Origin of the sequence: Blautia sp. AF19-10LB (assembly GCF_003461245.1) — a bacterium.
Lineage (GTDB): Bacteria > Bacillota > Clostridia > Lachnospirales > Lachnospiraceae > Blautia_A > Blautia_A intestinihominis.
In genome coordinates this window covers 350,045-372,960 of record NZ_QTWS01000001.1, presented here as the reverse complement: position 1 = coordinate 372,960, position 22,916 = coordinate 350,045, and the positions used below count along the sequence as shown (strand labels likewise).

27 protein-coding genes are annotated in these 22,916 nt (G+C 46.2%); 3 read left to right on the top strand and 24 right to left on the bottom strand.

Features of this window, described 5'->3' with window-relative positions; translation table 11 throughout:
- Positions 1–34: 34 nt before the first annotated feature.
- Entirely contained in the window at positions 35–982 is a 948-nt protein-coding gene (locus tag DWX28_RS01815; protein ID WP_118251478.1) for a hypothetical protein, read from the top strand.
- Here DWX28_RS01815 and DWX28_RS01810 read toward each other — a convergent pair.
- The 4 genes from DWX28_RS01810 to DWX28_RS01795 are packed head-to-tail and all read right to left on the bottom strand — an operon-like array spanning position 959 to position 3,051.
- Positions 959–1,591 (bottom strand): hypothetical protein, encoded by a 633-nt coding sequence (locus DWX28_RS01810; RefSeq protein ID WP_022215182.1) that lies wholly within the window; start codon positions 1,589–1,591, stop codon positions 959–961. The two genes, DWX28_RS01815 and DWX28_RS01810, sit on opposite strands and share 24 nt — an antisense overlap.
- Before the next feature lie 12 nt (positions 1,592–1,603).
- Complete coding sequence (gene coaD, locus DWX28_RS01805; protein WP_022215181.1) at positions 1,604–2,095, bottom strand: pantetheine-phosphate adenylyltransferase; 492 nt, start codon at positions 2,093–2,095, stop codon at positions 1,604–1,606.
- A 9-nt stretch (positions 2,096–2,104) separates the two neighbouring features.
- Entirely contained in the window at positions 2,105–2,659 is a 555-nt protein-coding gene (gene rsmD, locus DWX28_RS01800; protein WP_118251477.1) for a 16S rRNA (guanine(966)-N(2))-methyltransferase RsmD, read from the bottom strand.
- Positions 2,656–3,051, bottom strand: a complete 396-nt coding sequence (locus DWX28_RS01795) for a methylglyoxal synthase (protein ID WP_022215179.1) — start codon at positions 3,049–3,051, stop codon at positions 2,656–2,658. Before DWX28_RS01795 ends, rsmD begins: the two co-directional genes overlap by 4 nt.
- 277 nt (positions 3,052–3,328) lie before the next feature.
- Between DWX28_RS01795 and DWX28_RS01790 the strand changes: the two genes are divergently transcribed.
- A complete protein-coding gene (locus DWX28_RS01790; RefSeq protein ID WP_022215178.1) occupies positions 3,329–3,556 on the top strand; it encodes an alpha/beta-type small acid-soluble spore protein in 228 nt (75 codons plus the stop codon).
- Positions 3,557–3,624: 68 nt separating this feature from the next.
- On the opposite strand, the gene DWX28_RS01785 is transcribed toward DWX28_RS01790, so the two are convergent.
- The 4 genes from DWX28_RS01785 to DWX28_RS01770 all read right to left on the bottom strand — a co-directional run bounded on the left by DWX28_RS01785 (position 3,625) and on the right by DWX28_RS01770 (position 8,285).
- Positions 3,625–4,104, bottom strand: a complete 480-nt coding sequence (locus tag DWX28_RS01785) for a DUF6465 family protein (RefSeq protein WP_118251476.1) — start codon at positions 4,102–4,104, stop codon at positions 3,625–3,627.
- Positions 4,105–4,184: 80 nt separating this feature from the next.
- On the bottom strand, positions 4,185–6,233 hold the full coding sequence (recG, locus tag DWX28_RS01780) for an ATP-dependent DNA helicase RecG (protein WP_118251475.1): 2,049 nt from the start codon (positions 6,231–6,233) through the stop codon (positions 4,185–4,187).
- Positions 6,234–6,238: 5 nt separating this feature from the next.
- A complete protein-coding gene (locus DWX28_RS01775; RefSeq protein ID WP_118251474.1) occupies positions 6,239–7,903 on the bottom strand; it encodes a DAK2 domain-containing protein in 1,665 nt (554 codons plus the stop codon).
- Positions 7,904–7,925: 22 nt separating this feature from the next.
- On the bottom strand, positions 7,926–8,285 hold the full coding sequence (locus tag DWX28_RS01770; protein WP_022215174.1) for an Asp23/Gls24 family envelope stress response protein: 360 nt from the start codon (positions 8,283–8,285) through the stop codon (positions 7,926–7,928).
- A gap of 616 nt (positions 8,286–8,901) precedes the next feature.
- Here DWX28_RS01770 and rpmB point away from each other — a divergent pair.
- Positions 8,902–9,090: a 50S ribosomal protein L28 gene (rpmB, locus tag DWX28_RS01765; protein ID WP_022215173.1), complete on the top strand. Its 189-nt coding sequence runs from the start codon at positions 8,902–8,904 to the stop codon at positions 9,088–9,090.
- A 100-nt stretch (positions 9,091–9,190) separates the two neighbouring features.
- On the opposite strand, the gene DWX28_RS19495 is transcribed toward rpmB, so the two are convergent.
- From DWX28_RS19495 to DWX28_RS01690, 16 genes are all read right to left on the bottom strand, one after another.
- Entirely contained in the window at positions 9,191–9,328 is a 138-nt protein-coding gene (locus tag DWX28_RS19495; RefSeq protein ID WP_173905484.1) for a hypothetical protein, read from the bottom strand.
- A 116-nt stretch (positions 9,329–9,444) separates the two neighbouring features.
- Positions 9,445–9,819: a GerW family sporulation protein gene (locus DWX28_RS01760; RefSeq protein ID WP_022215172.1), complete on the bottom strand. Its 375-nt coding sequence runs from the start codon at positions 9,817–9,819 to the stop codon at positions 9,445–9,447.
- A 15-nt stretch (positions 9,820–9,834) separates the two neighbouring features.
- Positions 9,835–10,860 (bottom strand): DUF2953 domain-containing protein, encoded by a 1,026-nt coding sequence (locus DWX28_RS01755; protein WP_118251473.1) that lies wholly within the window; start codon positions 10,858–10,860, stop codon positions 9,835–9,837.
- A 4-nt stretch (positions 10,861–10,864) separates the two neighbouring features.
- Positions 10,865–11,176, bottom strand: a complete 312-nt coding sequence (locus tag DWX28_RS01750; protein WP_022215170.1) for a hypothetical protein — start codon at positions 11,174–11,176, stop codon at positions 10,865–10,867.
- A gap of 122 nt (positions 11,177–11,298) precedes the next feature.
- The gene (locus DWX28_RS01745) at positions 11,299–11,751 is read right to left on the bottom strand and encodes an NUDIX hydrolase (protein ID WP_022215169.1); all 453 of its coding nucleotides are present in this window, start codon (positions 11,749–11,751) and stop codon (positions 11,299–11,301) included.
- A gap of 133 nt (positions 11,752–11,884) precedes the next feature.
- On the bottom strand, positions 11,885–13,240 hold the full coding sequence (locus DWX28_RS01740; RefSeq protein ID WP_118251498.1) for a peptidoglycan D,D-transpeptidase FtsI family protein: 1,356 nt from the start codon (positions 13,238–13,240) through the stop codon (positions 11,885–11,887).
- Positions 13,241–13,289: 49 nt separating this feature from the next.
- The gene (locus tag DWX28_RS01735; protein WP_118251472.1) at positions 13,290–14,663 is read right to left on the bottom strand and encodes an FtsW/RodA/SpoVE family cell cycle protein; all 1,374 of its coding nucleotides are present in this window, start codon (positions 14,661–14,663) and stop codon (positions 13,290–13,292) included.
- Between the two features lie 6 nt (positions 14,664–14,669).
- The gene (locus DWX28_RS01730) at positions 14,670–16,841 is read right to left on the bottom strand and encodes a peptidase U32 family protein (RefSeq protein ID WP_243002285.1); all 2,172 of its coding nucleotides are present in this window, start codon (positions 16,839–16,841) and stop codon (positions 14,670–14,672) included.
- Between the two features lie 72 nt (positions 16,842–16,913).
- Complete coding sequence (gene zapA / locus DWX28_RS01725) at positions 16,914–17,321, bottom strand: cell division protein ZapA (protein ID WP_022215165.1); 408 nt, start codon at positions 17,319–17,321, stop codon at positions 16,914–16,916.
- A gap of 144 nt (positions 17,322–17,465) precedes the next feature.
- Positions 17,466–18,464, bottom strand: a complete 999-nt coding sequence (ruvB, locus tag DWX28_RS01720; RefSeq protein WP_022215164.1) for a Holliday junction branch migration DNA helicase RuvB — start codon at positions 18,462–18,464, stop codon at positions 17,466–17,468.
- Between the two features lie 14 nt (positions 18,465–18,478).
- A complete protein-coding gene (gene ruvA, locus DWX28_RS01715; protein WP_022215163.1) occupies positions 18,479–19,090 on the bottom strand; it encodes a Holliday junction branch migration protein RuvA in 612 nt (203 codons plus the stop codon).
- 149 nt (positions 19,091–19,239) lie between these two features.
- On the bottom strand, positions 19,240–20,031 hold the full coding sequence (locus DWX28_RS01710) for an RnfABCDGE type electron transport complex subunit B (protein WP_022215162.1): 792 nt from the start codon (positions 20,029–20,031) through the stop codon (positions 19,240–19,242).
- A 17-nt stretch (positions 20,032–20,048) separates the two neighbouring features.
- Entirely contained in the window at positions 20,049–20,627 is a 579-nt protein-coding gene (rsxA, locus tag DWX28_RS01705; protein WP_022215161.1) for an electron transport complex subunit RsxA, read from the bottom strand.
- Positions 20,624–21,334, bottom strand: coding sequence for an electron transport complex subunit RsxE (rsxE, locus tag DWX28_RS01700; protein ID WP_022215160.1), 711 nt, complete (start codon positions 21,332–21,334; stop codon positions 20,624–20,626). Before rsxE ends, rsxA begins: the two co-directional genes overlap by 4 nt.
- Positions 21,331–21,936 (bottom strand): RnfABCDGE type electron transport complex subunit G, encoded by a 606-nt coding sequence (locus tag DWX28_RS01695; protein ID WP_118251471.1) that lies wholly within the window; start codon positions 21,934–21,936, stop codon positions 21,331–21,333. Before DWX28_RS01695 ends, rsxE begins: the two co-directional genes overlap by 4 nt.
- Positions 21,933–22,913: an RnfABCDGE type electron transport complex subunit D gene (locus DWX28_RS01690; RefSeq protein WP_022215158.1), complete on the bottom strand. Its 981-nt coding sequence runs from the start codon at positions 22,911–22,913 to the stop codon at positions 21,933–21,935. Before DWX28_RS01690 ends, DWX28_RS01695 begins: the two co-directional genes overlap by 4 nt.
- Positions 22,914–22,916: the final 3 nt, after the last annotated feature.

Here is a 22,916-nt window from a genome sequence, read left to right as displayed (position 1 = left end):
GTATTTCGTATAGTAAAGAAAAAAAGATTTTTTTATGAAAAAAATTCTCTATACCGTCGTAAGTCTCGTATTGCTTGTGTTTCTTTTATTTTTTCCACGGGAAAGTCTGGCTTCCGCACAGGAAGGAATGCAGCTCTGGCTCAATATCCTGCTGCCGACGCTATTGCCTTTCATGATCCTGACTGGAGTCCTGATCCGAACAGATATGATCGGCCAGCGCCTAACCCCCATGGAATCCATCTGGCAAAAAATCTTCGGTGTTTCTCCTGCCGGAGCTTATGCCGTTCTTTTTGGGCTGCTCTGTGGTTATCCCATGGGAGCCAAACTTACTTCCGATCTCTATGCCAGCCGAAAGATCAGTCGCAGGGAAGCACAGTATCTCCTGACTTTTACCAACCACGCCAGTCCCATGTTCATCAGTTCTTATCTGATACATACCTGCATGAACGGGCAGGTCTCTGCTTTGGAGGTATTCTCGCTTCTTCTCGGCTCCGCCTTCCTCACCATGCTGTGCATGCGCCTGTGGTTTTTTCGTACAGGCAGCCGGTACACTGCTGGCTTCTCCCCGATATACACATCAAAAAAAGAGACATCCTCTGACAGCTCTCCGGGAGCCATACTGGATGCCTCTATTATGAACGGTTTCGAAACGATCACCAAACTGGGTGGGTATATTCTTATGTTCTCGATCCTGACTGCCTGTGTACGTCATTTCTGGAAAAGTCAGTCCATACTTTCGTATGTGCTGTTCTGCCTCCTGGAAATGACTACCGGGCTTCACAGTCTCGCACTCTCAGGTCTGAACCCGGAAATAAAATATCTCTGTGCCCTGGTCACTGTCGTACTCGGCGGTGCCTGCATCACTGCACAGACACGAAGCCTCGTGACAGAAGAACTCTCCCTGCTTCCCTATCTCGCATCCAAGCTTGTGAATGCGCTGATCGTCATAGTACTATTCTTATTCTTCGCCAAGATCATCTAAGAGATTGTCATCCTCAGCTTCCTTGGCAGGTTCGTCATGGTAAGAACCTGTGATCGCTGCTGCCTGTGCTGTCTGAGGTGCCAGCTCCTGGCGATTGTGGTTTACAACTTCCAGACAGCTCTGCAGAGAGTCGATGAAAGTCTTGTATTTGCCGCCTGCATCCTCCAGTGTCTGGTTCAGGACAGATCCGATGTTTGCCATCATGTCATCTGTGTAAGTGATCGCGCTCAGACGAATGCTGTTGGCATCCTGTGTAGCGGAATCCAGGATCTCCTGTGCCTGCTTGTTGGCAGCGTTGATGGTCTCGTTCGCCTGTGCGTAAGCCTTCTGCATGATCTCGTGCTGTGTAACGAGCTCCTGTGCCTTGGTCTGTGCATCTGCGATCAGGGCATCTGCCTTGGTCTGTGCATCCTCAAGGATCGCATCTTTGTTGCTGATGATCTTCTGATATCTCTTGATCTCATCCGGAGTCTTAAGACGAAGTTCTCTTAAGTACTCTTCCATCTCTTCTTTATTTACAACGATCTTGGTTGCTGATAAAGGCTGAAATTTACAGCCTTCTATAAATTCATCGATTTCGTCGATAAGCTGTTCAATTCTGCTGCTCATAGTACATTCTCCTTATATTTTGTCTTTTTCCTGCATCTTCAGGAGTAGTTCCTGAATGATCTCTGCCGGTGCAAAACTGGATAAATCTCCTCCAAATCGGGCTACTTCCTTCATAATGGTGGAGCTTACATAAGCGTACTCCAGACTTGTGGTCAGGAATACGGTATCTACATCCGGAGCCAGAACGCGGTTGGTCTGAGCCATCTGAAGCTCATACTCAAAATCAGTAACCGCACGAAGCCCACGTACAATGACCTGGGCCTGGTTCTCTCTGGCAAAGTTCACAGAAAGTCCGTCAAATGGCTTGATAATCACATTCGGGATATCCCTGGTCGCCTTTTCTAATATATTAACACGTTCTTCCACAGAAAACAACGGACTTTTTGCAGAATTCTGCAAAACCCCGACTACAACTCTGTCAAAAGATACGCTTGCGCGCCTGATGACATCCAGATGACCATAGGTTGCCGGATCAAAACTTCCCGGATAAACTGCTGTTACCATAGGTATTTCTCACTTTCTTTTGTGCAAAAAAATATGCTTATTGGTCTTGTATTCTTTGGAACGGCTCAGTTCATAGCCAAATTCTTCCACATAAGAGAAGTCCGTATGAAGGTCTGCCTCAACGATGATCAGGGTATCCTCATCCGCGAGGGAGCTGTCCTGCAGATACTCCAGCACCTGTCTCTCCAGCTCATTGTTATACGGTGGATCCATAAAAATACAGTCGAATGCAGCCTGCCCTTCCATAGAACGAAGAGCCTGCAGTACATCCATGTTCAGCAGTTTACCATGTTCAGCCAGCTTTGTAAATGCAAGATTTTCCCGGATGCAGGCGCATGCCTTGGGATTTTTCTCAACGAAGGTCGCATGTTCTGCGCCTCTGCTGAGTGCCTCGATCCCGATTCCACCGCTTCCACTGAAAAGATCCAGGAAGGTGCTGTCCGGAATGTATGGCTGCAGAATATTAAACAGAGTTTCTTTGATTCTGTCTGTAGTTGGTCTTGTTTCCATGCCAGGCACTGTCTTGAGTGCAAGACGTCTGGCAGTTCCAGCGATTACTCTCATTTCAGATTCAGTCTCCAATCCAGGTCGCCGCGTGCAAGTCCGAGAATCAGAAGTTCTGCCGTTGCGATATTCGTAGCGACCGGTATATTATATTGATCACACCTCATAACGATGGCGTGGATGTCCGGTTCTTTCGGATCCATCATGACCGGATTGTAAAACAGGATGACCATGTCAAGATCCTGTCGTTCTACCATTTCCATAAATTGCTTATCTCCGCCTATACTTCCTGCAAGGAACTTATGCACATGAAGGTTTGTGGCTTCCTCAATCCGCCTTCCGGTTGTTCCGGTAGCATAAACCTCATGCTTGGCGAGAATATTCTTGTAGGCGATACAGAAATCTTCGATAAGTACCTTTTTGCTGTTGTGTGCAATGATTCCTAAATTCATCGTTCATCTCTCCATTTTCACCAATACATTACTGGTTTTTTAGTTTTAAGCTTATTTGTTACTGTTAACGTGGTAAACAGTAACACTTATTTTTGTTTATTATAACAAGTTACCAAAAAAAGTGCAATTAAATCTTTCAAACTTATACATAATTCATAGAAATTTAATATTTTCATATTTCTGGCAGATTATACGCTAAATTCCAGTGTATTATTTCGATAAATCCACATACTAGCATTGTAACACAAACACAAAAACAACCAAGGAGGAATCAATCATGTCAAACAATACTTCTTCTAACAAAGCAGTCGTACCAGAAGCAAAAGGCGCACTGGACCGTTTTAAATTCGAAGTAGCAAATGAATTAGGTGTACCGCTCACAGATGGATACAACGGAAACCTTACCTCCAAACAGAATGGTTCTGTCGGCGGATATATGGTTAAAAAAATGATCGAGCAGCAGGAAAGACAGATGTCTTCCGGAAGCCAGGGCGGTCAGTATTAATCTTTATCTCTCTGCCTGAAAGGGTCAAAAAGCTCAGATGAACAGATCATCTGAGCTTTTTATTGTTCTTATAATCCAAGAAATCCTGTAATATCACCATTGATGACATAGTGTGCCCCATTGTCTTCTGGTTTGATATATACTTTTAAGTCTTCAAGTTCTGATTCTTTTCTGCCCATCTCTTCTGTCCAGATCTTTTTGATGCTCTCAACAACATCCTTTGCATATATCTCTTTGCCAAGCCACTGTACGAATACTTCTGTAGTTGCTTCTGCTTTCTTTGCAGCTGCTTTTCTGGTTGTTCTCTTCGCAGTGGTTTTCTTCTCTGTTGTCTTTTCTTCGGTTGTCTTCTTGACAGCAGTTCTCTTTCTGGTTGTCTTCTTTGCAGGTGTTTTTACTTCTTCAGTTATTTTCTCGGTTACTGTTGCTTTGACCGGCTCTTTTGTCTCCGGTTCTGCAGCGAGCTTTGCAGGAGCCTCTTTTTCGATAGCCGTCTTCGCAGTTGTTGTCTTAGGTTCTGCCTTTTTTGTCGTTGTTCTTGTAGCCATAATAGCCTCCTTACAAGGTGAAAAATAGTTTTTACGGTACTAAAATACCACGTTTTCCCGGGTTTGGCAATATTTTCTTTTCAGAGGGCGATGTTTTCTGTCGCATTCTGGCTGTAATGTTCCATCCGTTCTCTCAAAGATCTGTGCTGTTCAAGATCAAGTTCCGGGTCCAGGGAAAGGATCTCTTCTGCCGCTTCGCTGGCTTCTTTGAGGATCGTGGAATCGTTGTAGATATCACCAATCCGAAATTCCATATCACCACTCTGACGGATCCCGAACAAGTCGCCGGGGCCACGGAGTTTGAGGTCTTCGCCTGCGATATAAAAGCCATCATTTGATTTGTTCAGGATCTCCAGACGTTTCGAAATCTGATCCTGATTTCCCTGGATAAAAATACAGTAAGACTGGTATTCTCCACGTCCTACACGGCCGCGGAGCTGGTGAAGCTGTGCAAGACCGAAACGTTCGGCATTTTCAACCATCATGACAGTGGCATTCGGCACATTCACACCTACCTCAACGACCGTTGTTGAGACAAGCACCTGGATCTCGCCGGCTGCGAAAGACTCCATCACACGGTTCTTTTCTTTGGGTTTCATCTTGCCATGGAGGTATTCGATCCGAATGTCAGATGGAAGGTTTTCTTTAAGCTTCTGCGTATAATCGAGGACGTTTTCTGCATCCATGCCCTCGCTCTCCTCTACCATCGGACAGATAACGTATGCCTGTCTGCCCTGGCGCACCTGTTTCTCTATGAAGGAGTAGGCTTTGGGGCGGTATGAAGTATTGACAACGCAGTTTTTGATCGGGAGACGCTTTGCCGGAAGTTCATCGATCACGGAGATATCAAGATCTCCGTAGAGGATGATCGCCAGTGTTCTCGGGATCGGTGTTGCGCTCATGACAAGGACATTAGGCGGATTTCCTCTCGTTGTCAGGGCTTCCCTCTGTTTGACACCGAAACGGTGCTGCTCATCTGTAATGACCAGGGCAAGGTTTGCGTATTCGACTTTTTCCTGGATCAGCGCATGCGTACCGATGATGATAGCAGCTTCTCCGGAGGCAATGCGTTCGTAGGCGATACGTTTTTCTTTTGCTGTATCAGAACCGGTCAGAAGAACGGTCGGGAAAGAAAGTCCCTGTTCTTCCACCAGTTTCAGGAATCCTTCGTAATGCTGTCTTGCAAGGACTTCGGTCGGTGCCATCAGGGCTGCCTGATAGCCATTATCTGCCACAAGGAACATCGCAAGAAATGCGAGGATCGTCTTGCCGCTTCCAACATCTCCCTGTACAAGCCGGGACATCATCGTTCTTCCGGCAAGGTCGCGCTCAATCTCGTGCCAGGCGTTAAGCTGTGCATTCGTAAGTGAATAGGGAAGACGCTCAATGACCTCCTCTGTCAGCCAGGTTTCTTTGACTGGAAAACAGTTCGGAGTCTCCTCTGCCTTTTCTTTCATTCGCCTTACAGAAATGATAAAAAGAAGAAATTCGTCAAAAACAAGGCGTTTCCTGGAAACAAGCAGTTCTTCTTTGTTTTTTGGGAAATGGATGGTCTTGAGTGCGTAGTTGATGTCTGCAAGTCTGTAGCGTTCTTTGAGTTCTTCCGGGAGGTATTCACTCTGCATCGGAAGTGTTTCCAGAAGCTGTGTGACCATTTTGACGACGGTCTTGTTGGAAAGTCCTGCTGTCAGTCCGTATATCGGCTGGAGGTTATGCAGGATCTCCTCGTATGCTGACGGGGTAAAGATCTCCGGATGTTCCATCTCAAGCTTGCCCTGCTTGCGCACGATCCTGCCGCGAAAAACAAACCAGCTTCCTTTCCTGAGGGTTTTCTTCAAATATGGAAGATTGAACCAGACCACAGGAAATTTCCCGCTCTGGTCAGCGATGTTTACGGAGATGATCTGTCTGCCCCTCACGGAATTAACATAAACGCCGGAACATACCGCAGCGGAGACGGCCTGCACCGTCTCCTCCTTAAGCTCTGCGATATCTACCGGCGTTTCATATTCATCATAATTTCTTGGATAGTAGTGCAGGAGATCGTCGGTATCGTAAATACCAACCTTCTGGAAAAGCTTCTCAGTCTTCTCTCCTACACCTTTTAGGGTTCTTAAACTCTGTGCCATTTGTCCTACTCAACAGAAATGATGTAATAATAGATCGGCTGTCCGCCATAGTTTACTTCTACTTCACAGTCCGGATATTTCTCTTCCAGAGTAGCTGCGAGTTCCTCTGCCTTCTCCTCGGAAGCATCTGCGCCATAATAAACACTGATAACCTCAGCATCATCTGTCATCATGGCTGCTACGGTATCCTCTGCAACTTTTTCTTTGCCGCTTCCGACTGCAAGGATTCCCTTGTCACCAATACCCATGATATCTCCCTCATGGATCTCGTTATCCTCGATCCTGGTATCTCTGACTGCATAGGTGATCTGGCCAGTCTTGACTCTTGCGATCGCCTCGGTCATCTCTTCGGTGTTTTCCTCGAGAGATTTCTCCGGAACGTAGCTGATGAGAGCAGTAACTCCCTGTGGAACCGTCTTGGTCGGAACAACGATGATCTCCTTGTCCTCAGTAAGATCTCTTGCCTGGTTTGCCGCGAGGATGATGTTCTTATTATTAGGAAGGATGTAGATCGCCTTGGCATTGACTTTGTCGATCGCGTTCAGCATATCCTCAGTACTTGGATTCATGGTCTGACCGCCCTCGATCAGATAGTCTACACCAAGTTCTTTGAAGATGTCTGTGAGTCCATCACCTGCGGACACTGCGATGAAGCCAACTTCCTTTGCCGGTTCCTGTTTCTTCTCTTCTTCTGCCTGCTGTTTGGCAAGTTTCTCTGCGTCTTTGATAAGTTTTTCCTGATGTTCTTCGCGCATGTTGTCGATCTTCATACGGGAAAGGGCTCCATAAGTCAGTGCACGCTCGATCGCCTGTCCCGGATGATTGGTGTGCACATGGACTTTGACGATCTCATCGTCTGCAACGAGAACGATGGAATCACCGATGGAAGTCAGGAATTCCTTGAATTTGTGTTCTTCTTCGATCGGAAGCGTTTTGTCCAGAAGGATGATGAATTCTGTACAGTAACCGAATTTGATATCAGCCTCTGCCTGTGGAGAGATCTTGGTCACTGCTGGTCCCGCAGTCTTCTCAAAGTCGGAATAATCTACTTCTTTGCCGAGGAAGCCGTCAATGGCACCTCTTAAAACTTCAAGGAGACCCTGTCCACCGGAGTCTACAACACCTGCTTCCTTAAGAACAGGAAGCATCTCCGGTGTCTTTGCCAGAGTTGCCTCTGCGTGTGCAAAAACTTCCTCAAAAAACGGCTGCAGTTCCTCTGCTTCCGGAGCGATCTCTGCAGCCTTGAGTGCTGCTTCTCTGGCTACAGTGAGGATGGTTCCTTCCTTCGGTTTCATAACTGCCTTGTATGCAGTCTCTACTGCACGGTCCATAGCTGCTGCAACTGCAAGTGCATCGAGTTCCTTAGCTTTCTTAACGCTCTTGGTGAATCCTCGAAGTAACTGGGAAAGGATAACACCTGAGTTTCCTCTGGCTCCACGGAGAGAACCGGAAGAGATCGCCTTGGCAAGAGTCTCCATATCCGGATCTGTCAGTGCACTTACCTCTGCAGCTGCTGACATGATCGTCATTGTCATATTGGTTCCTGTATCTCCGTCTGGTACCGGAAATACGTTTAATTCATTGATCCATTCTTTCTTTGCTTCCAGATTCTTGGCTCCTGCCAGGAACATTCTGGAAAGCACACTGGCATCGATGGTTTTTATATTCAACACGTGTTCCTCCTCTGATTCCTTAGTCTATTGCGCGAACGCCTTCTACGTAAATATTGATCTTGTCGATCTCCATGCCAGTGAAATCCTCTACTTTGTACTTCACATTGCTGACAAGGTTATCGGCGATCGTACTGATATTTACGCCATACGCTACAATCACATGGAAATTCAGGCGGATCTTGTTGTCCTCTGTGATCTTGACACTGATACCATGTTTCAGGCTTTCCATACGAAGCAGCTTGACCAGTCCGTCCTTCATGCTGACTGCTGCCATTCCTACGATCCCGAAACATTCAACTGCCACACTGCCCGCATAGGTAGCAATAACGTCTGTATCAATGACGATCTGCCCTAAGCCGGAATCTATACGTCCATTCATATAGTGACCTCCATAAAAAATTATTATATAAATATATTATAACCCGTTTTTTTGGATAAGACAATGTTTAATTTCGACATGGGCTGTTCTCATGATTTCTAATATAAAAAGAAGCTGGTCGGATTTGATCTCCAGCCAGCTCATACACGATAGCATTTTTCTTCTTGATATTTCAGCTCCCTGCTTTTGACCTGATCCGATGAAAAACAGGGATTTCTGAAATGTTTCTAGAAAAAAACAGACGGCAGCATTGCCATAGATAAAAAAGATGTATTGCTTAATTCTATATTAACACTCCCATCCCTATAATTCAAGTGATTTTACTATTATTTTTTAATTATCTGTGTTTTTATAATTAAATTTTGAAATAAGATATTATTTCACACGTTTTTTCATTTTTACCATATTTTATAACATTTTTTACATATTTACAATATTCCTCATCTCTGTCGTTCCGGTTTCATACTTATAATATATAGTCTGAAAACAGCTATATTTTACCTTGTTTTTGCCCTTTTGAAGAATATTTTGAGATTTTCTATTTTTTTACTTGCAAAACCTGGCTTCATCTGGTAGAATAAAATCTGTTGAAAAAAAGCGTCAAGGAGGTGCTATCATGGCTAAATGCGCAGTTTGTGAAAAAGGTGCTTATTTCGGAAATAATGTAAGTCATTCCCATAGAAGATCCAATAAAATGTGGAAATCCAATGTAAAATCCGTTAAAGTTAAAACAGCTAACGGCGGTGCACAGAAGATGTATGTATGTACTTCTTGTCTGAGATCCGGAAAAGTTGAGAGAGCATAATTCCGAATTATGTATGAACGACCAAGCAGGGCACGGGAATTTTCCCGTGCCTCTTTTTCGTTTTACAATAAACAAAGCTATAAAACATCTATTTTCATTGTTAATGGCAGAACATATGATAACCACAGAGAAGGCAAAGCCCGGCTGTGACAATAATGACCACATTCTCCTGTATCAGCATGCCGATCACAATTCCTATCCCTATGCAGAAAATCATCAATCCCAGAAGTCTTCCCACACTCTTACCCTCATCTTATGGTCTCATAATATCTTATGCCAAAAACCCCTGTGGAATACAAAAAGCTTTACCGCACCTGCACGATAAAGCTCTTTGATATATCTCTTACTTTTTATTTAAATCTCTGTCTCACTTTCTGTGTCATCACTCTTGCCGAATCCAGAGGCAAATCTGTCTACAAAATCCGGAACCATATCGAGGACTTTGGTGAGTCCGTCCTGATTCTTGACATTGACGAGTTTGGTAGTTCCATTCTGGATGACCAGGACGGCACTTGGGGTCAGTTTACCGGTCATTCCACCGCCGCCGTTGCTCTTCTTGTCACCCTCGAAAGCCCCTGCTCCTACGCCGAAGGAAACATCCACCAGCGGAAGGATGATCGTATCTCCGACATGGATCGCATCTCCGACAACTGTCTTGGCAGAAATAAATGCATCCATTCCTTTAAAAAGAGAATTTACAGTATCCTTAAAATTGTTTTCACCTGACATAACACCAGTCCTCCTTTATTTATGTTTCCATCGTCTGATGACGTATTTTATATTTTTATCAAAATACAGCTCTATGGCTGTTTTAACCAGCATGATCCCGTATACTCTGCCCTTCAGATTCACATTTCCATAGAGAACATTCCGGTTCTCAAAAAGCGGCATGACACGGATACAGTTTCTGTGAAGCGGGATCGTCATTCCAAGGACTGCAAGTACAGAGCCCGTGATCGACGGATCTGTGCAGTCAAATACAAGTTCTCCCTCCACTTTCGTCGGAAATACATGCCGCAAAAGACGAAATGCCCTGGTTTTGACAAGAGATATGGCTTTCTGTGTACGTGGATGTCCGATAAATGCTTTCCACCAGTCAATCTTGTCACAAAGCGCATCCTTCTTTCGGGAGAGATTCTCCAGATCTGCGGGGATCTTCATGATCCTTCGATAGACTGCTTTTATTTTGTCCCAGATCCTTCTGGCTTTATTCCCCAGATCATAAAACAGATTCTTAAGTTTCTCTGCTGTCTGCTGCCATTTGCGTTCTTTCTCGATATCCGGATCTGACAGATCTTCTTCGGATGTTTCCATCTCCGGCCAGGATGCCTGCGGGGTCTCTGCTACTTCCCGGCTGTGCTTTGTCTCATCCCGAGAAAGTTCTTTCGCTTCTATATAAGTCGCATTTCCAGTGCTGTCCTCATCAGTCTCACTGTACTCTATCTCATCATCCATGTCAGGATCTGTTTTCTTCTTGTTCTTACGGTTCCTCAGTTTCTTCAGGACTTTCATGACAGGGATCCCAAATAACCGGAAATCCGATACCGTCTGTCCATTCTGAAACCCAAGAGAAAATGAGATACCGCCAAACAGCCAGCTTACCTTCGCCCGCCCACTGGCAGTGCGGAAGGAACCGGCCTCCTTCGTCCCTTCTGCCCGATACCTTACAGGACAGAATAAAATCAGCAGCAGTGCAAACAGGATCAGCCCCAGTATTATCCCTATAAGGATCAATATAAATTTTATGATCATCCACAAGATATGTAGCATGGCATCACCTGTTCTTCCAATATTCTTCTATCCGAAAATCTCCTGTCGCATCGTAGACTTCCTGAATGATCTCCACAACCATATCCACAGCCTCGTCCTTATCGCCGGCAAGTCCGATGATCTCCGGACAGATGTCTGCAGCACTCTGCTGGATCATTGTCAGAGCCGGTATGATCTCCAGAAGGTTCCGTGGATTTTCTGAAAAAGTGATAAGATAGACACCCGGCACGATCTTCCCATGATTCAGTTTACGACGGATCTTATCTGCTCTCTTTACGCCCTCGCCAATGCGAAGATCCTTACACCATTTCAGCATCGCTTGCTTCTCCTTCGGCTGTTATTATAGAGGATTTCCTTTTTTTCGGAATCTAAACAGGGCTGCGTCAGAAACACAGCCCTATTGTACATCTTCCATGCAGAGAATCTGAACAGTTATGCTCAATCTCTGCGCTGTTTGCCCCAGAGTCCCTGACTCCGTAGTTCCAGATATTCCTGGTAAGCCTTCTCCACGATCTGCTTCTCATTCGAGAAACGAAGCAGATGATAGATCTCATGGAATTTGTAATACCCGGAATCCACAAAAAACTCTTCTCTCTGAGGTCTGCTATGATAATTATCAGCCGTCATCAGATACCAATGTACTTCCTTTGTAACGATATCCTCCGGAACTGTGAAATTATAATGGCTCTTGCCGATATACTTGACTACGGTAGCCTTCACGCCAGATTCTTCCTGCACTTCCCGAAGTGCTGTCTGAATATGCGTCTCACCTGGTTCTACAGTTCCCTTTGGCAGCACCCAGCCTTCATAACGGTTCTTATAAGACTTGTAAAGTGCCAGTATCTTGCCACGATAAATTACCACACCGCCACAGCTCGTTGCTTCTATCATGTTGCAATTTCCTCCTGTACTGCGTGTGAGTTGTTACTGTTCACTCCGTTCACAGTAACTGTAAGTTTCATACACTGAACTGTTAATAGTATAACTCTTTTTGGACAAACTGGCAACCTTAATCGTTATTCGATCAGTCAAAATAATATGCATCAAAGACATCCGCCGCGATCGGCACTGCCGCCTCGCTTCCGGTACCACCATCCTCGACGATGACAGAAACCACGATATCCGGATTATCAACATTAGAATATCCGACAAACCAGGAATGGCTTGCACCACTTTCGTTGTATTCAGCAGAACCGGTCTTTCCTGCCACTGTATAGCCTCTTCCATTCAGAGAAGAAGCTGTACCGTTCTGTACAACCCCCTTCATCAGTTCTCCGAGGAGAGATGCTTCGTTGTCTGTCATCAGACGTTTATATGCTTCCGGCTCTGTGGTATCCACCTCATCACCGGCATGATTCTGCACCTTGTCGATCAGATATGGTTTCATCAGAACACCGCCGTTTGCAATGGAACTTGTGATCAGTGCCATGTGCATCGGAGATACCAGGGTATTTCCCTGACCGATCGCCGTCTGCATCGTGAGCGGAACTCCAGAGCTTCCATTTAAAGTAAAGGAGCTCTTACGATAGGATCTCAGCGGAAGCTTCTGATTAAACAGAAGGTTCTCGCTTGTCTTAAGAAGTGCAGCTCCGCCAAGCTGTGTTCCCATCTCCGCAAATGCACAGTTACAGGATTTCGCGAATGCCGCATAAAAATCCTCCTGCCCATGGACGGTCCCGCCATAACACCGGATCGTATGATCTTCTTTCGTGATGCTTCCCTGGCAGTCATAGGAAAATCCATTAAAAGTCCCATTCTGCCGCAGATAAGTCAGCGCTGTGACGATCTTGAACGTAGATCCCGGAGGATACTGTCCCATCGTCGCACGGTTCAAAAGGCTGCTGTTTGTCTCATCATTTACAAGCTGTTCCCAGTTTGCTGCGATCGTATTCGGATCAAAGTCCGGCTTGCTGACCATCGCAAGGATTTTTCCCGTAGATGGCTGCAATACTACAACAGCACCTCTCCTGTCACCAAGAGAATTGTATGCCGTTGTCTGGAGATCCGCATTCAAAGTGGAGACGACCGTATCCCCGACATTCTTCGCACCGGCAAATTCATTTCTGATCTGGGTCAGAAAGAATTCATGAGAACTCAGCAGCTGGAAATTTGCCTCCGACTCCAGACCGCTTTTGCCATTGGTATCATATCCGACAACATGTGCAAAAATATTGGAATACGGATAAGAACGTTCTTCCGTTCCGTCATCGCTGACATTCGTCTGTGCGAGTATTTCACCGTCTGAAGACATAATATTTCCCCTCACGACTCTGTCTGCAAATGTATCCTGCCTTGTATTATAAGGGCTGTTGATAAAGCTGTCTCTCTTTATGGCATTGAAATACACCAGATACCCTGCCAGTCCCAGAAAAATAAGCACAAAGAAGACAGATACAAATGTATATTCTTTATTTCTTGCCCGACGTCTTTTAGAAGCGGCGTGTTCTGTCGCCAATCTCCTCTCTTGCTCTGATTCTCTGTAATGCTTCCTTTTTTCGTTTCTCAAATTCCTCGTCCTCGTCTTCTCTCAAAATATACAGTCCCTGAATGATCGCCAGCATGAGGATCGTACTCAGAAGAGAACTTCCTCCATAGCTTACCAGCGGAAGAGTAACACCTGTCATAGGGATAAATTTGGTAGCACCGCCGATCGTCAGGAATACCTGAAATGCATACTCTGTTCCAAGCCCCAGCGCGATCAGCTTATAAAAAGGATTGATGATACGCAGCGCGATATTGACGATCATCAGGAAGAAACTCATGCACACCAGGATCAGGCAGATTGCAAAAATCCCTCCCAGTTCTTCACAGATCGCGCTGAAAATAAAGTCATTCTTGACAACCGGAATGGACTCCGGTGAGCCCTGGCAGAGTCCCATGCCGAACCAGCCGCCAGTTCCGATCGCAAACAGTGACTGTACGATCTGGTAGCCTTCGTTCTGGTAAACTGCCATCGGATCCTTCCATGCGCTGACCCTCTGTCTGACATGGCCAAACAGATGATAGGCGACCACTGCTGCCCCGCTTCCGCCTACAAGTCCAAGTCCCAGATATCCGACATTTCTGGTAGATACATAGACCATGACCAGATAAGCCACAAAAAAGATCACGGCACTTCCAAGGTCCCTGGAAAGCACCAGTATCCCCACATGGAAAGCTGCAACTGCCGATACCTGTACCACAGCTTTAAGACTGGTATCTCTGGACAAAAATGATGCCATAAAGAATACAAAGGTAATCTTGATCGCCTCTGATGGCTGCACACCCAAAAGTGTCAACTTCGCTCCATAGCTGGTTCTGGCCAGAAGAAATACTGCTGCCAGAAGTACAACGCCTATTCCTGCATATATCCAGGTCAGCTTACGCAGGAAACGCATCTTCCGGATCATGACCGGTATCACAAGCGCAACAGCACTGGCTCCGGCCGCAACAAGAAGCTGCTTGGTAGCCATCGTGATGTCAAGACGGCACAGCATGATAAATCCAACACTCAAAAGCATGCACATATTATTCAGAAGCAGCAATGATGCTTTCTTGTACAAGACTCTGTACAGGATCTGGATCACTGCAAAAAAGATCTGCATTTCTATATAAAAACGTACCACCTTGTAATCAAACGTCTTGAGGTAGATCACAAGAAACGCAGTGAAGTCGATAAAAAAGATCAGGATAAGCTGCTGACGCAGAAGCTCATTCCTCTCCTCTTCATCCGGCTGACGCACGGTATAAAAACAATGAAACGTATAGACGATCATCAGCGTCAGGATGATGTATTTGGATAATTCTACTATTACATTGATCATATGCCCCTACTCGGCTCCTCTTTTAAAATGTCCTTTGGTAAAGTTCCTTTCGGCAGGTATACGGTTATGATAATATACCCCCAGAAATTCATCCAGAATCTGCTCTGTTTCCTTAGCTGTCTCCATAGTCAGGGAAATACGTAAGGACTGCATCCCAAGTGCAAGCACCTGCTTCGACTCCTTAAGAAGTCCATACGGCAGACTATTATAGATTATATTATAGCAGCGTTCTTTTGTTTTTGTAGTTCCTGTTTTCCATGGGTGGCAGACACAGACTGCTGTAAATTCCTTGTCGTATCTGTCCTTCAGGACCATACTGCCCTCGCACATATCACAGGAAGCGATATTTTTGCGGACGCACTGCGCTGACTGCATCAATGGAATATATCCATATACGATAAGCTCACTGTTCCTGTTATCCCTGTGACGCATTTCCGCTTCTTTCAGTTCCAGAGGTACCGTATTCTTAAGAATGTCCTGTTTCTCCCAGAAATCGACGGCTTCGTTATTCCAGGTATACATCGTTGCATCCAGAACCGCAGATTTCTCAAGGCCCTGTTTTTTCAGCATTCCATAGGATTCCAGATTTCTCACAAGAAATCCCTTCATTCCTTCCTCAAGCCACCTTAAAGCAGTCTCAAAAAAATGCTCCGGTGCCTGTTCTCTGGTGATATAAGGAAATGCAAGATACAGTTCTTTCTGGTTCTGAATGCCCCTGACCATTGCCTGCTCCATAACAAAATATGGAAGATACAATCCCTGAACTTCGTCTCTCTGCCATGCTGTCTCTGCCTGCTCCATCGTTTCGCACGATATGAACATGCCTGGTATACTGCCATTCTTTCCGGCAGGACTCCCTTCCATTGTGGCAAACACTGGTCTGTCCGCTGCTTTCCGGTACATCGGCGCACAAAGTTCTTCTCCCAATGCTGCCAGAGCGTTTCTCCTGAGTTCATTAAGAAGTTTCACCGGAACAAAGATATTTCCATCCATCTGGATATCCAGGGATTCCCATTCAAATTCAGTATTTCTCAGTTTCTCCATCTGTTTGCGGATACGCTCCTCTGACATCGGATGTTCCTTGGCAAACTGGACTTCTCCATCGGAAACCACCACCTGCCTGTCCCCGCAGGAAACCTGCAGGATTGCCGGGCTCTCCGGGTAAAGCATCAGGCTTCCGGTGATCTTCTCCTTACATTTCGTAAGTTCTCCGGATACGCCGCCGGTCTTCTTCTCATTGGAGAATGCCATCATGGACGGACCGTTGTGCTGCTTATAATAGCCCGTGCAGGAACCGCCTCTGTTGAAGATATCCAAAAGATATTTCCTGTCTTTGTCTGTCACCTGATAATTTTGTCTGTTCTCTAACAATATGTCCAGATATTTCCGATACATACCTGTCACCCCGGCTGTATATCCCGGCTGTTTCATTCTTCCCTCAATCTTGAGCGACATCACACCCGCTTCTACGATCTCCGGTAGAATATCCAGTGTACAGATATCCTTAAGACTCAGAGGACACAAATCCTCTGTCTTCGGAAATTTCCTGTCTTCTCCCTTACGGACCTGGTAAGGAAGCCTGCATGGCTGTGCGCATCTTCCACGGTTGCCGCTCCTGCCTCCGAGGATACTGCTCATCAGGCACTGCCCGGACAGACTGTAGCAAAGAGCCCCATGGACAAACGCTTCGATCTCAATACTGCTTTTCTTATGCATGGCAGCCAGTTCCTCAAGGCTTAATTCCCTGGCCGCAACGACACGTGCCGCTCCCTGTTCCTCAAGGAATTTCATTCCCTCCGGTCCGGTAACTGCCATCTGTGTGCTGGCATGGATATGCATGTCCGGAAAATTTCTGCGGATGAACTGAAAAACGCCAAGATCCTGAACAATGACCGCATCCAGTCCCGCCTCATACAGCGGTTTCAGAGAATCAAAGAGTTTCTCCTTGATCTCACGGTTCTTAAGCAGGGTGTTTACCGTGAGATACAGCTTCCTGCCATGAATGTGCGCTGTCCGGATCGCACGGATCAGTTCTTCCTGTGTAAAATTCTGCGCGTAAGCTCTTGCCCCGAAATCCGGTCCGCCTACATAAACTGCATCTGCACCGGCTCCGATCGCAGCCTCGAATCCCTCATAGGAACCTGCCGGTGAAAGTAATTCTATTTCCTGTTTCTTCAAATGAGATTTTCCTTTCATCTGATCATTCTGTAACAAATAAAGAGGACTACCGAAGCAATCCCCTCCCTACTCTTACTTAAGCAACTTATCTATCTCTTCTTCCAGTTCCTTGACCTTCCCTTCAAGAAGTTCCTTCTGTGTTCTGGCATCCTGTTCTTTCTTCTCAGTTTCTTCGATCTTCATGCGGAGTGCGATCAGTTCATGCTTTAATTCATACATCTCCTGATCCTTCTGCTGAAGATCCTGCTCAAAGATCTCTGCCTGCTTCTTTGCCTTGAAATAATCATCTGTAACATTCAGGCTGAGCAGGGTGTGCTTTGTCTCCATTGGCTGACGGGAATATCCCGGCATTTCGCTCAATTCAGACATTTTGTTATTTATATATGATGCCACTTTCTGGAAATACTCTTCAGATTCGTAACCACCAAGAGTTATGATCTTCCCTCCGATGACTACCTGCGCCGTATTTTTGACTGCCATAACAAGCCTCCCGTATCTTAAACTTTCATCCTTCTTCCATAACGGAAGCCGACCAGATTTTTACAAATCTATGGCGTAGTAATACTCCTCACGCCTTGTCTGTACTCCATTATAATCGAATTTTGTAAAAATGTATAGGAATTTTTACGAATTTCTTTCAATTCCGAGATGCTTATAGGCAAGTGCGGACGCTGTACGGCCTCTCGGGGTCCTGTTGAGGAAGCCATTCTGCAGAAGATATGGCTCATAAACATCCTCCAGAGTGCCTGCATCCTCCCCGATCGCTGCCGCCAGAGTCTCCAGACCAACCGGTCCTCCCTGGAAGTTTACGATCAGTGTCTTGAGGATCCTCCGGTCGATCTTGTCCAGTCCATATTGATCCACCTCAAGAAGATCCAGTGCAAAAGAAGCTACATCATAAGTGATCTTTCCATCGTATTTGACCTGTGCAAAATCACGGACTCTCTTGAGAAGACGGTTTGCAAGGCGCGGGGTTCCTCTGGAACGCTTGGCGATCTCTGCCGCACCCCTCGTATCGATCTCAACACCAAGGACATCTGCTGAACGAAGGATGATCGTCTGAAGTTCTTCCTTATTATAGAATTCCAGATGGTGCATCACCCCAAAACGATCCCGGAGCGGTGCAGAAAGAAGTCCCGCCCTCGTTGTCGCTCCGACCAGGGTAAATTTCGGAAGATCAAGACGGATAGATCTCGCAGAAGCACCCTTGCCGATCATAATGTCGATTGCAAAATCCTCCATCGCCGGATAAAGGACCTCCTCCACCTGACGATTCAGGCGGTGGATCTCATCCACAAACAGGATATCTCCCTCCTGGAGATTATTGAGGATCGCCGCCATCTCACCCGGCTTCTCGATCGCCGGACCGGATGTTACCTTCATATGGGTTCCCATCTCATTGGCGATGATCCCGGATAAAGTAGTCTTACCAAGTCCCGGAGGTCCGTAAAACAGGACATGGTCGAGGGCATCGTGTCTCTGTTTCGCGGCTTCTATATAGATCTTGAGTGTGTTTTTGGTTTTTTCCTGACCAATGTATTCATCGAGGGTCTGTGGACGGAGGTTTCCCTCCAGAGGCAGATCCTCCTCTGTCACATCTGTTGTGATCATTCTTTTTTCCATTTATCATTACTCCATTATAATTGTTTGAGGGCAGCCTTGAGGATTGCTTCCACATCGCCCGGGTCTACATCTGTGACTCTGCGGACTGCCTTGAGTGCCTCGGAACTGCTGTAGCCAAGTGCTGTCAGGGCTTCCACTGCCTCCTGGCGTCCATCATGGAAATCTGCACCAGCAAGGACTGCCGCCTCCTGCTCATGTGCCAGTTTCTTCTCAAACGCATCCTCCAGTTTCAGTTTATCCTTCAGTTCAAGGATCAGTTTCTGGGCGGTTTTTTTACCGATCCCAGGCGCTTTGGAAAGAGCCTTGACATCATCAGAGAGTACCGCGAACCGAAGCTCATCAGAAGTAAGTCCTGCCAAAACTCCCAGTGCAGCCTTCGGCCCGATCCCGTTGACACCAAGAAGAAGACGGAACATCTGAAGATCGTCCTTATTCCAGAAACCATATAACTGCATGGCATCCTCACGCACATGGAAATATGTATGGACTTTCACCTTACCTTCCATACGGACCGCCTGCTCGATCGCCGTCCCTGTCATAAAAACCTCATATCCGATCCCGCCTGTCTCTATGATCACAGAATTCTCTGTTGTATCTGCCACCTGGCCGCAAATGAATGAAATCATGCAAACTCTACTCCTGCTCTAATCAAATTTTTTCCTGTTTTTCAATCATAACATAACAAAAAGCAAAAAGCAAACATCTATTCGAAAAGATCCCGGTCAGAGAAGCATTGCCTCTCACGGCCGGGATCTTATTCATATGATATGAGGTTTTAGAGAATGACTTTTCTCGGGCATGCTTCTTTACATGCACCGCAGTTTGTACATTTGTCGTAATCGATGTGTGCACAGAAGTCTGTAACAGTGATCGCACCGTTCGGACAGGTCTTCTCACACTTCTTACATCCGATACATCCAAGTTCGCAGGCAGTTGTAACAGCCTTGCCTTTGGCATGGGAGCTGCAGCCTACGAAAGTCTTCTGCTCGTATGGTGCAAGCTCGATCAGATGATGCGGGCATTTTGCGATACATTTACCACAGGCTTTACATGCATCACGGTCTACGACTGCAACACCGTTCACGATATGGATCGCATCAAACGGGCAGGCTTTTACGCAGCTTCCGAATCCCATACATCCATAGGAACAGGCTTTGGCACCGCCGCCCGGGATGAATGCCATCATTTCACAGTCTTCTACACCTGTGTAAGTGTAGTTGTCTTTTGTTTTTTCACAAGTTCCGGTACATTTTACGAAAGCAGCCATACGTGCGCTCTCGACAACTTCCTGTCCCATGATCCCTGCGATCACTTTTCCAACTGCTTCGCCGCCTACCGGACATGCATTGACCGGTGCTTCTCCTTTGGCGATCGCTGCTGCCAGACCATCACAGCCCGGATATCCACATCCACCACAGTTGTTTCCCGGAAGTGCTTCACGGACAGCAACTTCCTTCTCATCGACTTCTACCGCAAATTTCTTGCCGGCAACGCCGAGGAAGATTCCAATAAAGAGGCCCACTGCTGCAACAACGACAGTTGCCACGATAATTGCATTAATATCCATAATCTACGCCTCCTTCGTTACTTAAGCAGTCCGGAAAATCCGAAGAATGCGATCGCCATCAGACCTGCTGTAAGCAGTACTTTCGGGAAGCCCTGGAAAGATTCCGGAACATCGTTGTATTCAATTTTTTCTCTGATACCAGCCATCAGGGTGATAGAGATTGTAAATCCGACTGCTGTCGCAAATCCGTTTACAGTTCCCTGAAGGATGTTGTAGCTTTTCTGTACGTTTGTCAGGGCAACACCAAGAACTGCACAGTTTGTTGTGATCAGAGGAAGGTATACACCGAGTGACTGATACAGTGCCGGCATACCTTTCTTGAGGAACATTTCAACAAACTGGACAAGTGCTGCGATGATAAGGATAAATACGATCGTCTGTAAATATTCCATATGTGTCGGTACCAGGATGAAGTTGTAGATCAGACCTGTTACAAAGGAAGACAATGTGATGACGAAGATGATCGCACCACCCATTCCTGCTGCCGTTTCGATTCTCTTGGATACACCGAAGAACGGGCAGAGTCCGAGGAACTGGCTTAAGACTACGTTGTTGACGATCGCAGAGCTTACCAGGATCAGTAATAATTCTTTCATGCTTCCTTGCCTCCTTTGCACATTGTGTTGTTGCAGGTATCACAGCCTGCGCAGCATCCGCAGCCTTCACTCGGGTCAATGCCTCTCTTGGCAGCACCGATCTTGAATTTGTTCTGGAGCGCTGCAAGCATTGCAAGAACAAAGAATGCTCCAGGTGCAAGGATAAAGATCGTGATCGGCTCATATCCGAACTTTCCGCCTGCTGCGAGTGGAAGTATCTGATGTCCAAAGATCTGTCCGGCACCGAGAAGTTCACGGACTGCACCGATGCAGGTGATACTTAAGGTAAATCCAAGTCCCATACCAATACCATCAAATAATGACGGGATTGGAGGATTCTTGGAAGCATATGCCTCTGCACGGCCAAGGATGATACAGTTTACAACGATCAGAGGGATATAGATTCCAAGTGCGGAATACAGGCTTGGGATAAATCCCTGTAAAAGCATCTGTACAATAGTTACGAAAGATGCAACGACAACGATAAATGCCGGCATACGAACTCCATCCGGAATGAATTTCCTAAGAAGGGAGATCATAAGGTTTGACATTGCAAGGACTACTGTTGTGGTAAGTCCCATTCCGATACCGTTGATCGCGGATGTGGTAACTGCCAGTGTAGGACACATACCCAGTACCAGCACAAAAGTCGGGTTTTCTTTGATAATACCGTTTACAAGACGTTCAGCAGGTGTATTTGCTTTCATGACTCTGCTCCTCCTTCCACATAACGAAATGCACAAAGGCCGGCATTTACACCGTTTGTCATGGCATTTGTAGTAATTGTGGCACCACTGATCGCATCGATCTGGTCGTCAGATGTGGCACCTGTCTTGGTATACTCGAATTTCTCTACGTTCTTATCCTTAAACTGATCCTGGAAATCCGGGTTCTTGGCTTTCATACCAAGTCCGGCTGTCTCGCTGATGGACAGGATGGAGATTCCGTTTAAGGTTCCGTCATTCTGAATTCCCATGGTGAACTGGATGTCTCCGCCATATCCTTCAGAATCTGTAACGTTGAGTGCATAGCCGATCGTCTCACCGGAAGCATCCTTGGCTTCCATGATCTCGTTGATCGTCTGTGCATTGAAATTATTCTCTGCAAGGTTTGCTGCCAGTGCATCAGCATCTACATCATATACTTCAAAGCTGTCTGCATCTTCAAATACAGCCTTGTATGCTTCCTGTTTGGACTGCTCCTGCTGCTGTGCGATAGGACCTGCTGTGATATCCTGGACTACGCCAAGTGCAAGACCGGCAACAAGCGTGATCGCTGTAATCGCGATCGTATCTTTTACAATACTCATGCTTTTTTACCTCCTTTTCCAAAAGCAACCGGTTTGGTCACTTTCTCGATAAGCGGTACCAGAAGGTTACAGAAGATGATCGCATAGGAAACACCCTCTGCGGATCCGCCAAAGAGACGGAAGATCGCTGTGACAACACCAAGACAGCATCCGTAAAGTAACTGTCCCTTCGGTGTGATCGGGGTCGTTACATAGTCAGTTGCCATGAACCATGCACCAAGCATCAGACCGCCGCCGAACAGATGGCTGAAAAGATAGTTTACATCAAATCCCTTGCCTGTCCCAAGCATATAAAGGATTACAAATACTGCAAAACTTCCGATATATGTAAGCGGGATCTTGAGGTCGATGACTTTGAATGCAAGAAGGATCACTGCACCGATCAGGATCGCGATTGCAGAAGTCTCACCGATGGTTCCGTGAATATTACCGATGAACAGGTTCTTTACAGAGATGGAATCTGCTGTGAATCCGCTGTTCTTAAGTTCTGCAAGAGCAGTTGCTCCTGTAACAGTATCAATACAGTGATATCCGCTCAGCTTGTCCACTGCGAAATCTGTCATTTTGCCTGCAAAGGAGATCATCAGGAAACATCTTGCAGCAAGTGCCGGGTTCATGAAGTTCTGTCCCAGACCGCCGAAAAGCTGTTTTACAACGATGATTGCAAAGGCACTGCCGAGTACCGGCATCCACAGCGGGATCTGCGGCGGCATGTTGAGCGCAAGCAGAAGTCCTGTAACAACTGCACTGAAATCATTGATTGTGTTCTTTTTATGCATAAGACGGTCATACAGCCATTCAAAAAAGACGCTGGACGCAACCGTCACGAGTACAACAAGAAGTGCACGGAAGCCGAAGTTCCAGATACCAAACAGTGTGGTAGGAAGCAGCGCAAGTGCAACGAGCTGCATGATCCGGCTTGTTGTCATTTTGTCCCTGACATGAGGATTAGATGATACATTTAACATTTGTTCCATTTT

Coding starts and splice junctions, on each gene's coding strand:
- DWX28_RS01815 (WP_118251478.1), top strand. CDS start 35: ATGAAAAAAATTCTCTATACCGTCGTAAGTCTCGTATTGCTTGTGTTT.
- DWX28_RS01810 (WP_022215182.1), bottom strand. CDS start 1,591: ATGAGCAGCAGAATTGAACAGCTTATCGACGAAATCGATGAATTTATA.
- coaD (WP_022215181.1), bottom strand. CDS start 2,095: ATGGTAACAGCAGTTTATCCGGGAAGTTTTGATCCGGCAACCTATGGT.
- rsmD (WP_118251477.1), bottom strand. CDS start 2,659: ATGAGAGTAATCGCTGGAACTGCCAGACGTCTTGCACTCAAGACAGTG.
- DWX28_RS01795 (WP_022215179.1), bottom strand. CDS start 3,051: ATGAATTTAGGAATCATTGCACACAACAGCAAAAAGGTACTTATCGAA.
- DWX28_RS01790 (WP_022215178.1), top strand. CDS start 3,329: ATGTCAAACAATACTTCTTCTAACAAAGCAGTCGTACCAGAAGCAAAA.
- DWX28_RS01785 (WP_118251476.1), bottom strand. CDS start 4,104: ATGGCTACAAGAACAACGACAAAAAAGGCAGAACCTAAGACAACAACT.
- recG (WP_118251475.1), bottom strand. CDS start 6,233: ATGGCACAGAGTTTAAGAACCCTAAAAGGTGTAGGAGAGAAGACTGAG.
- DWX28_RS01770 (WP_022215174.1), bottom strand. CDS start 8,285: ATGAATGGACGTATAGATTCCGGCTTAGGGCAGATCGTCATTGATACA.
- rpmB (WP_022215173.1), top strand. CDS start 8,902: ATGGCTAAATGCGCAGTTTGTGAAAAAGGTGCTTATTTCGGAAATAAT.
- DWX28_RS01760 (WP_022215172.1), bottom strand. CDS start 9,819: ATGTCAGGTGAAAACAATTTTAAGGATACTGTAAATTCTCTTTTTAAA.
- DWX28_RS01755 (WP_118251473.1), bottom strand. CDS start 10,860: ATGCTACATATCTTGTGGATGATCATAAAATTTATATTGATCCTTATA.
- DWX28_RS01750 (WP_022215170.1), bottom strand. CDS start 11,176: ATGCTGAAATGGTGTAAGGATCTTCGCATTGGCGAGGGCGTAAAGAGA.
- DWX28_RS01745 (WP_022215169.1), bottom strand. CDS start 11,751: ATGATAGAAGCAACGAGCTGTGGCGGTGTGGTAATTTATCGTGGCAAG.
- DWX28_RS01735 (WP_118251472.1), bottom strand. CDS start 14,663: ATGATCAATGTAATAGTAGAATTATCCAAATACATCATCCTGACGCTG.
- zapA (WP_022215165.1), bottom strand. CDS start 17,321: ATGGCAGTCAAAAATACGGCGCAGGTAGTCATCGGAGGGAAGATCATA.
- ruvB (WP_022215164.1), bottom strand. CDS start 18,464: ATGGAAAAAAGAATGATCACAACAGATGTGACAGAGGAGGATCTGCCT.
- ruvA (WP_022215163.1), bottom strand. CDS start 19,090: ATGATTTCATTCATTTGCGGCCAGGTGGCAGATACAACAGAGAATTCT.
- DWX28_RS01710 (WP_022215162.1), bottom strand. CDS start 20,031: ATGGATATTAATGCAATTATCGTGGCAACTGTCGTTGTTGCAGCAGTG.
- rsxA (WP_022215161.1), bottom strand. CDS start 20,627: ATGAAAGAATTATTACTGATCCTGGTAAGCTCTGCGATCGTCAACAAC.
- rsxE (WP_022215160.1), bottom strand. CDS start 21,334: ATGAAAGCAAATACACCTGCTGAACGTCTTGTAAACGGTATTATCAAA.
- DWX28_RS01695 (WP_118251471.1), bottom strand. CDS start 21,936: ATGAGTATTGTAAAAGATACGATCGCGATTACAGCGATCACGCTTGTT.
- DWX28_RS01690 (WP_022215158.1), bottom strand. CDS start 22,913: ATGGAACAAATGTTAAATGTATCATCTAATCCTCATGTCAGGGACAAA.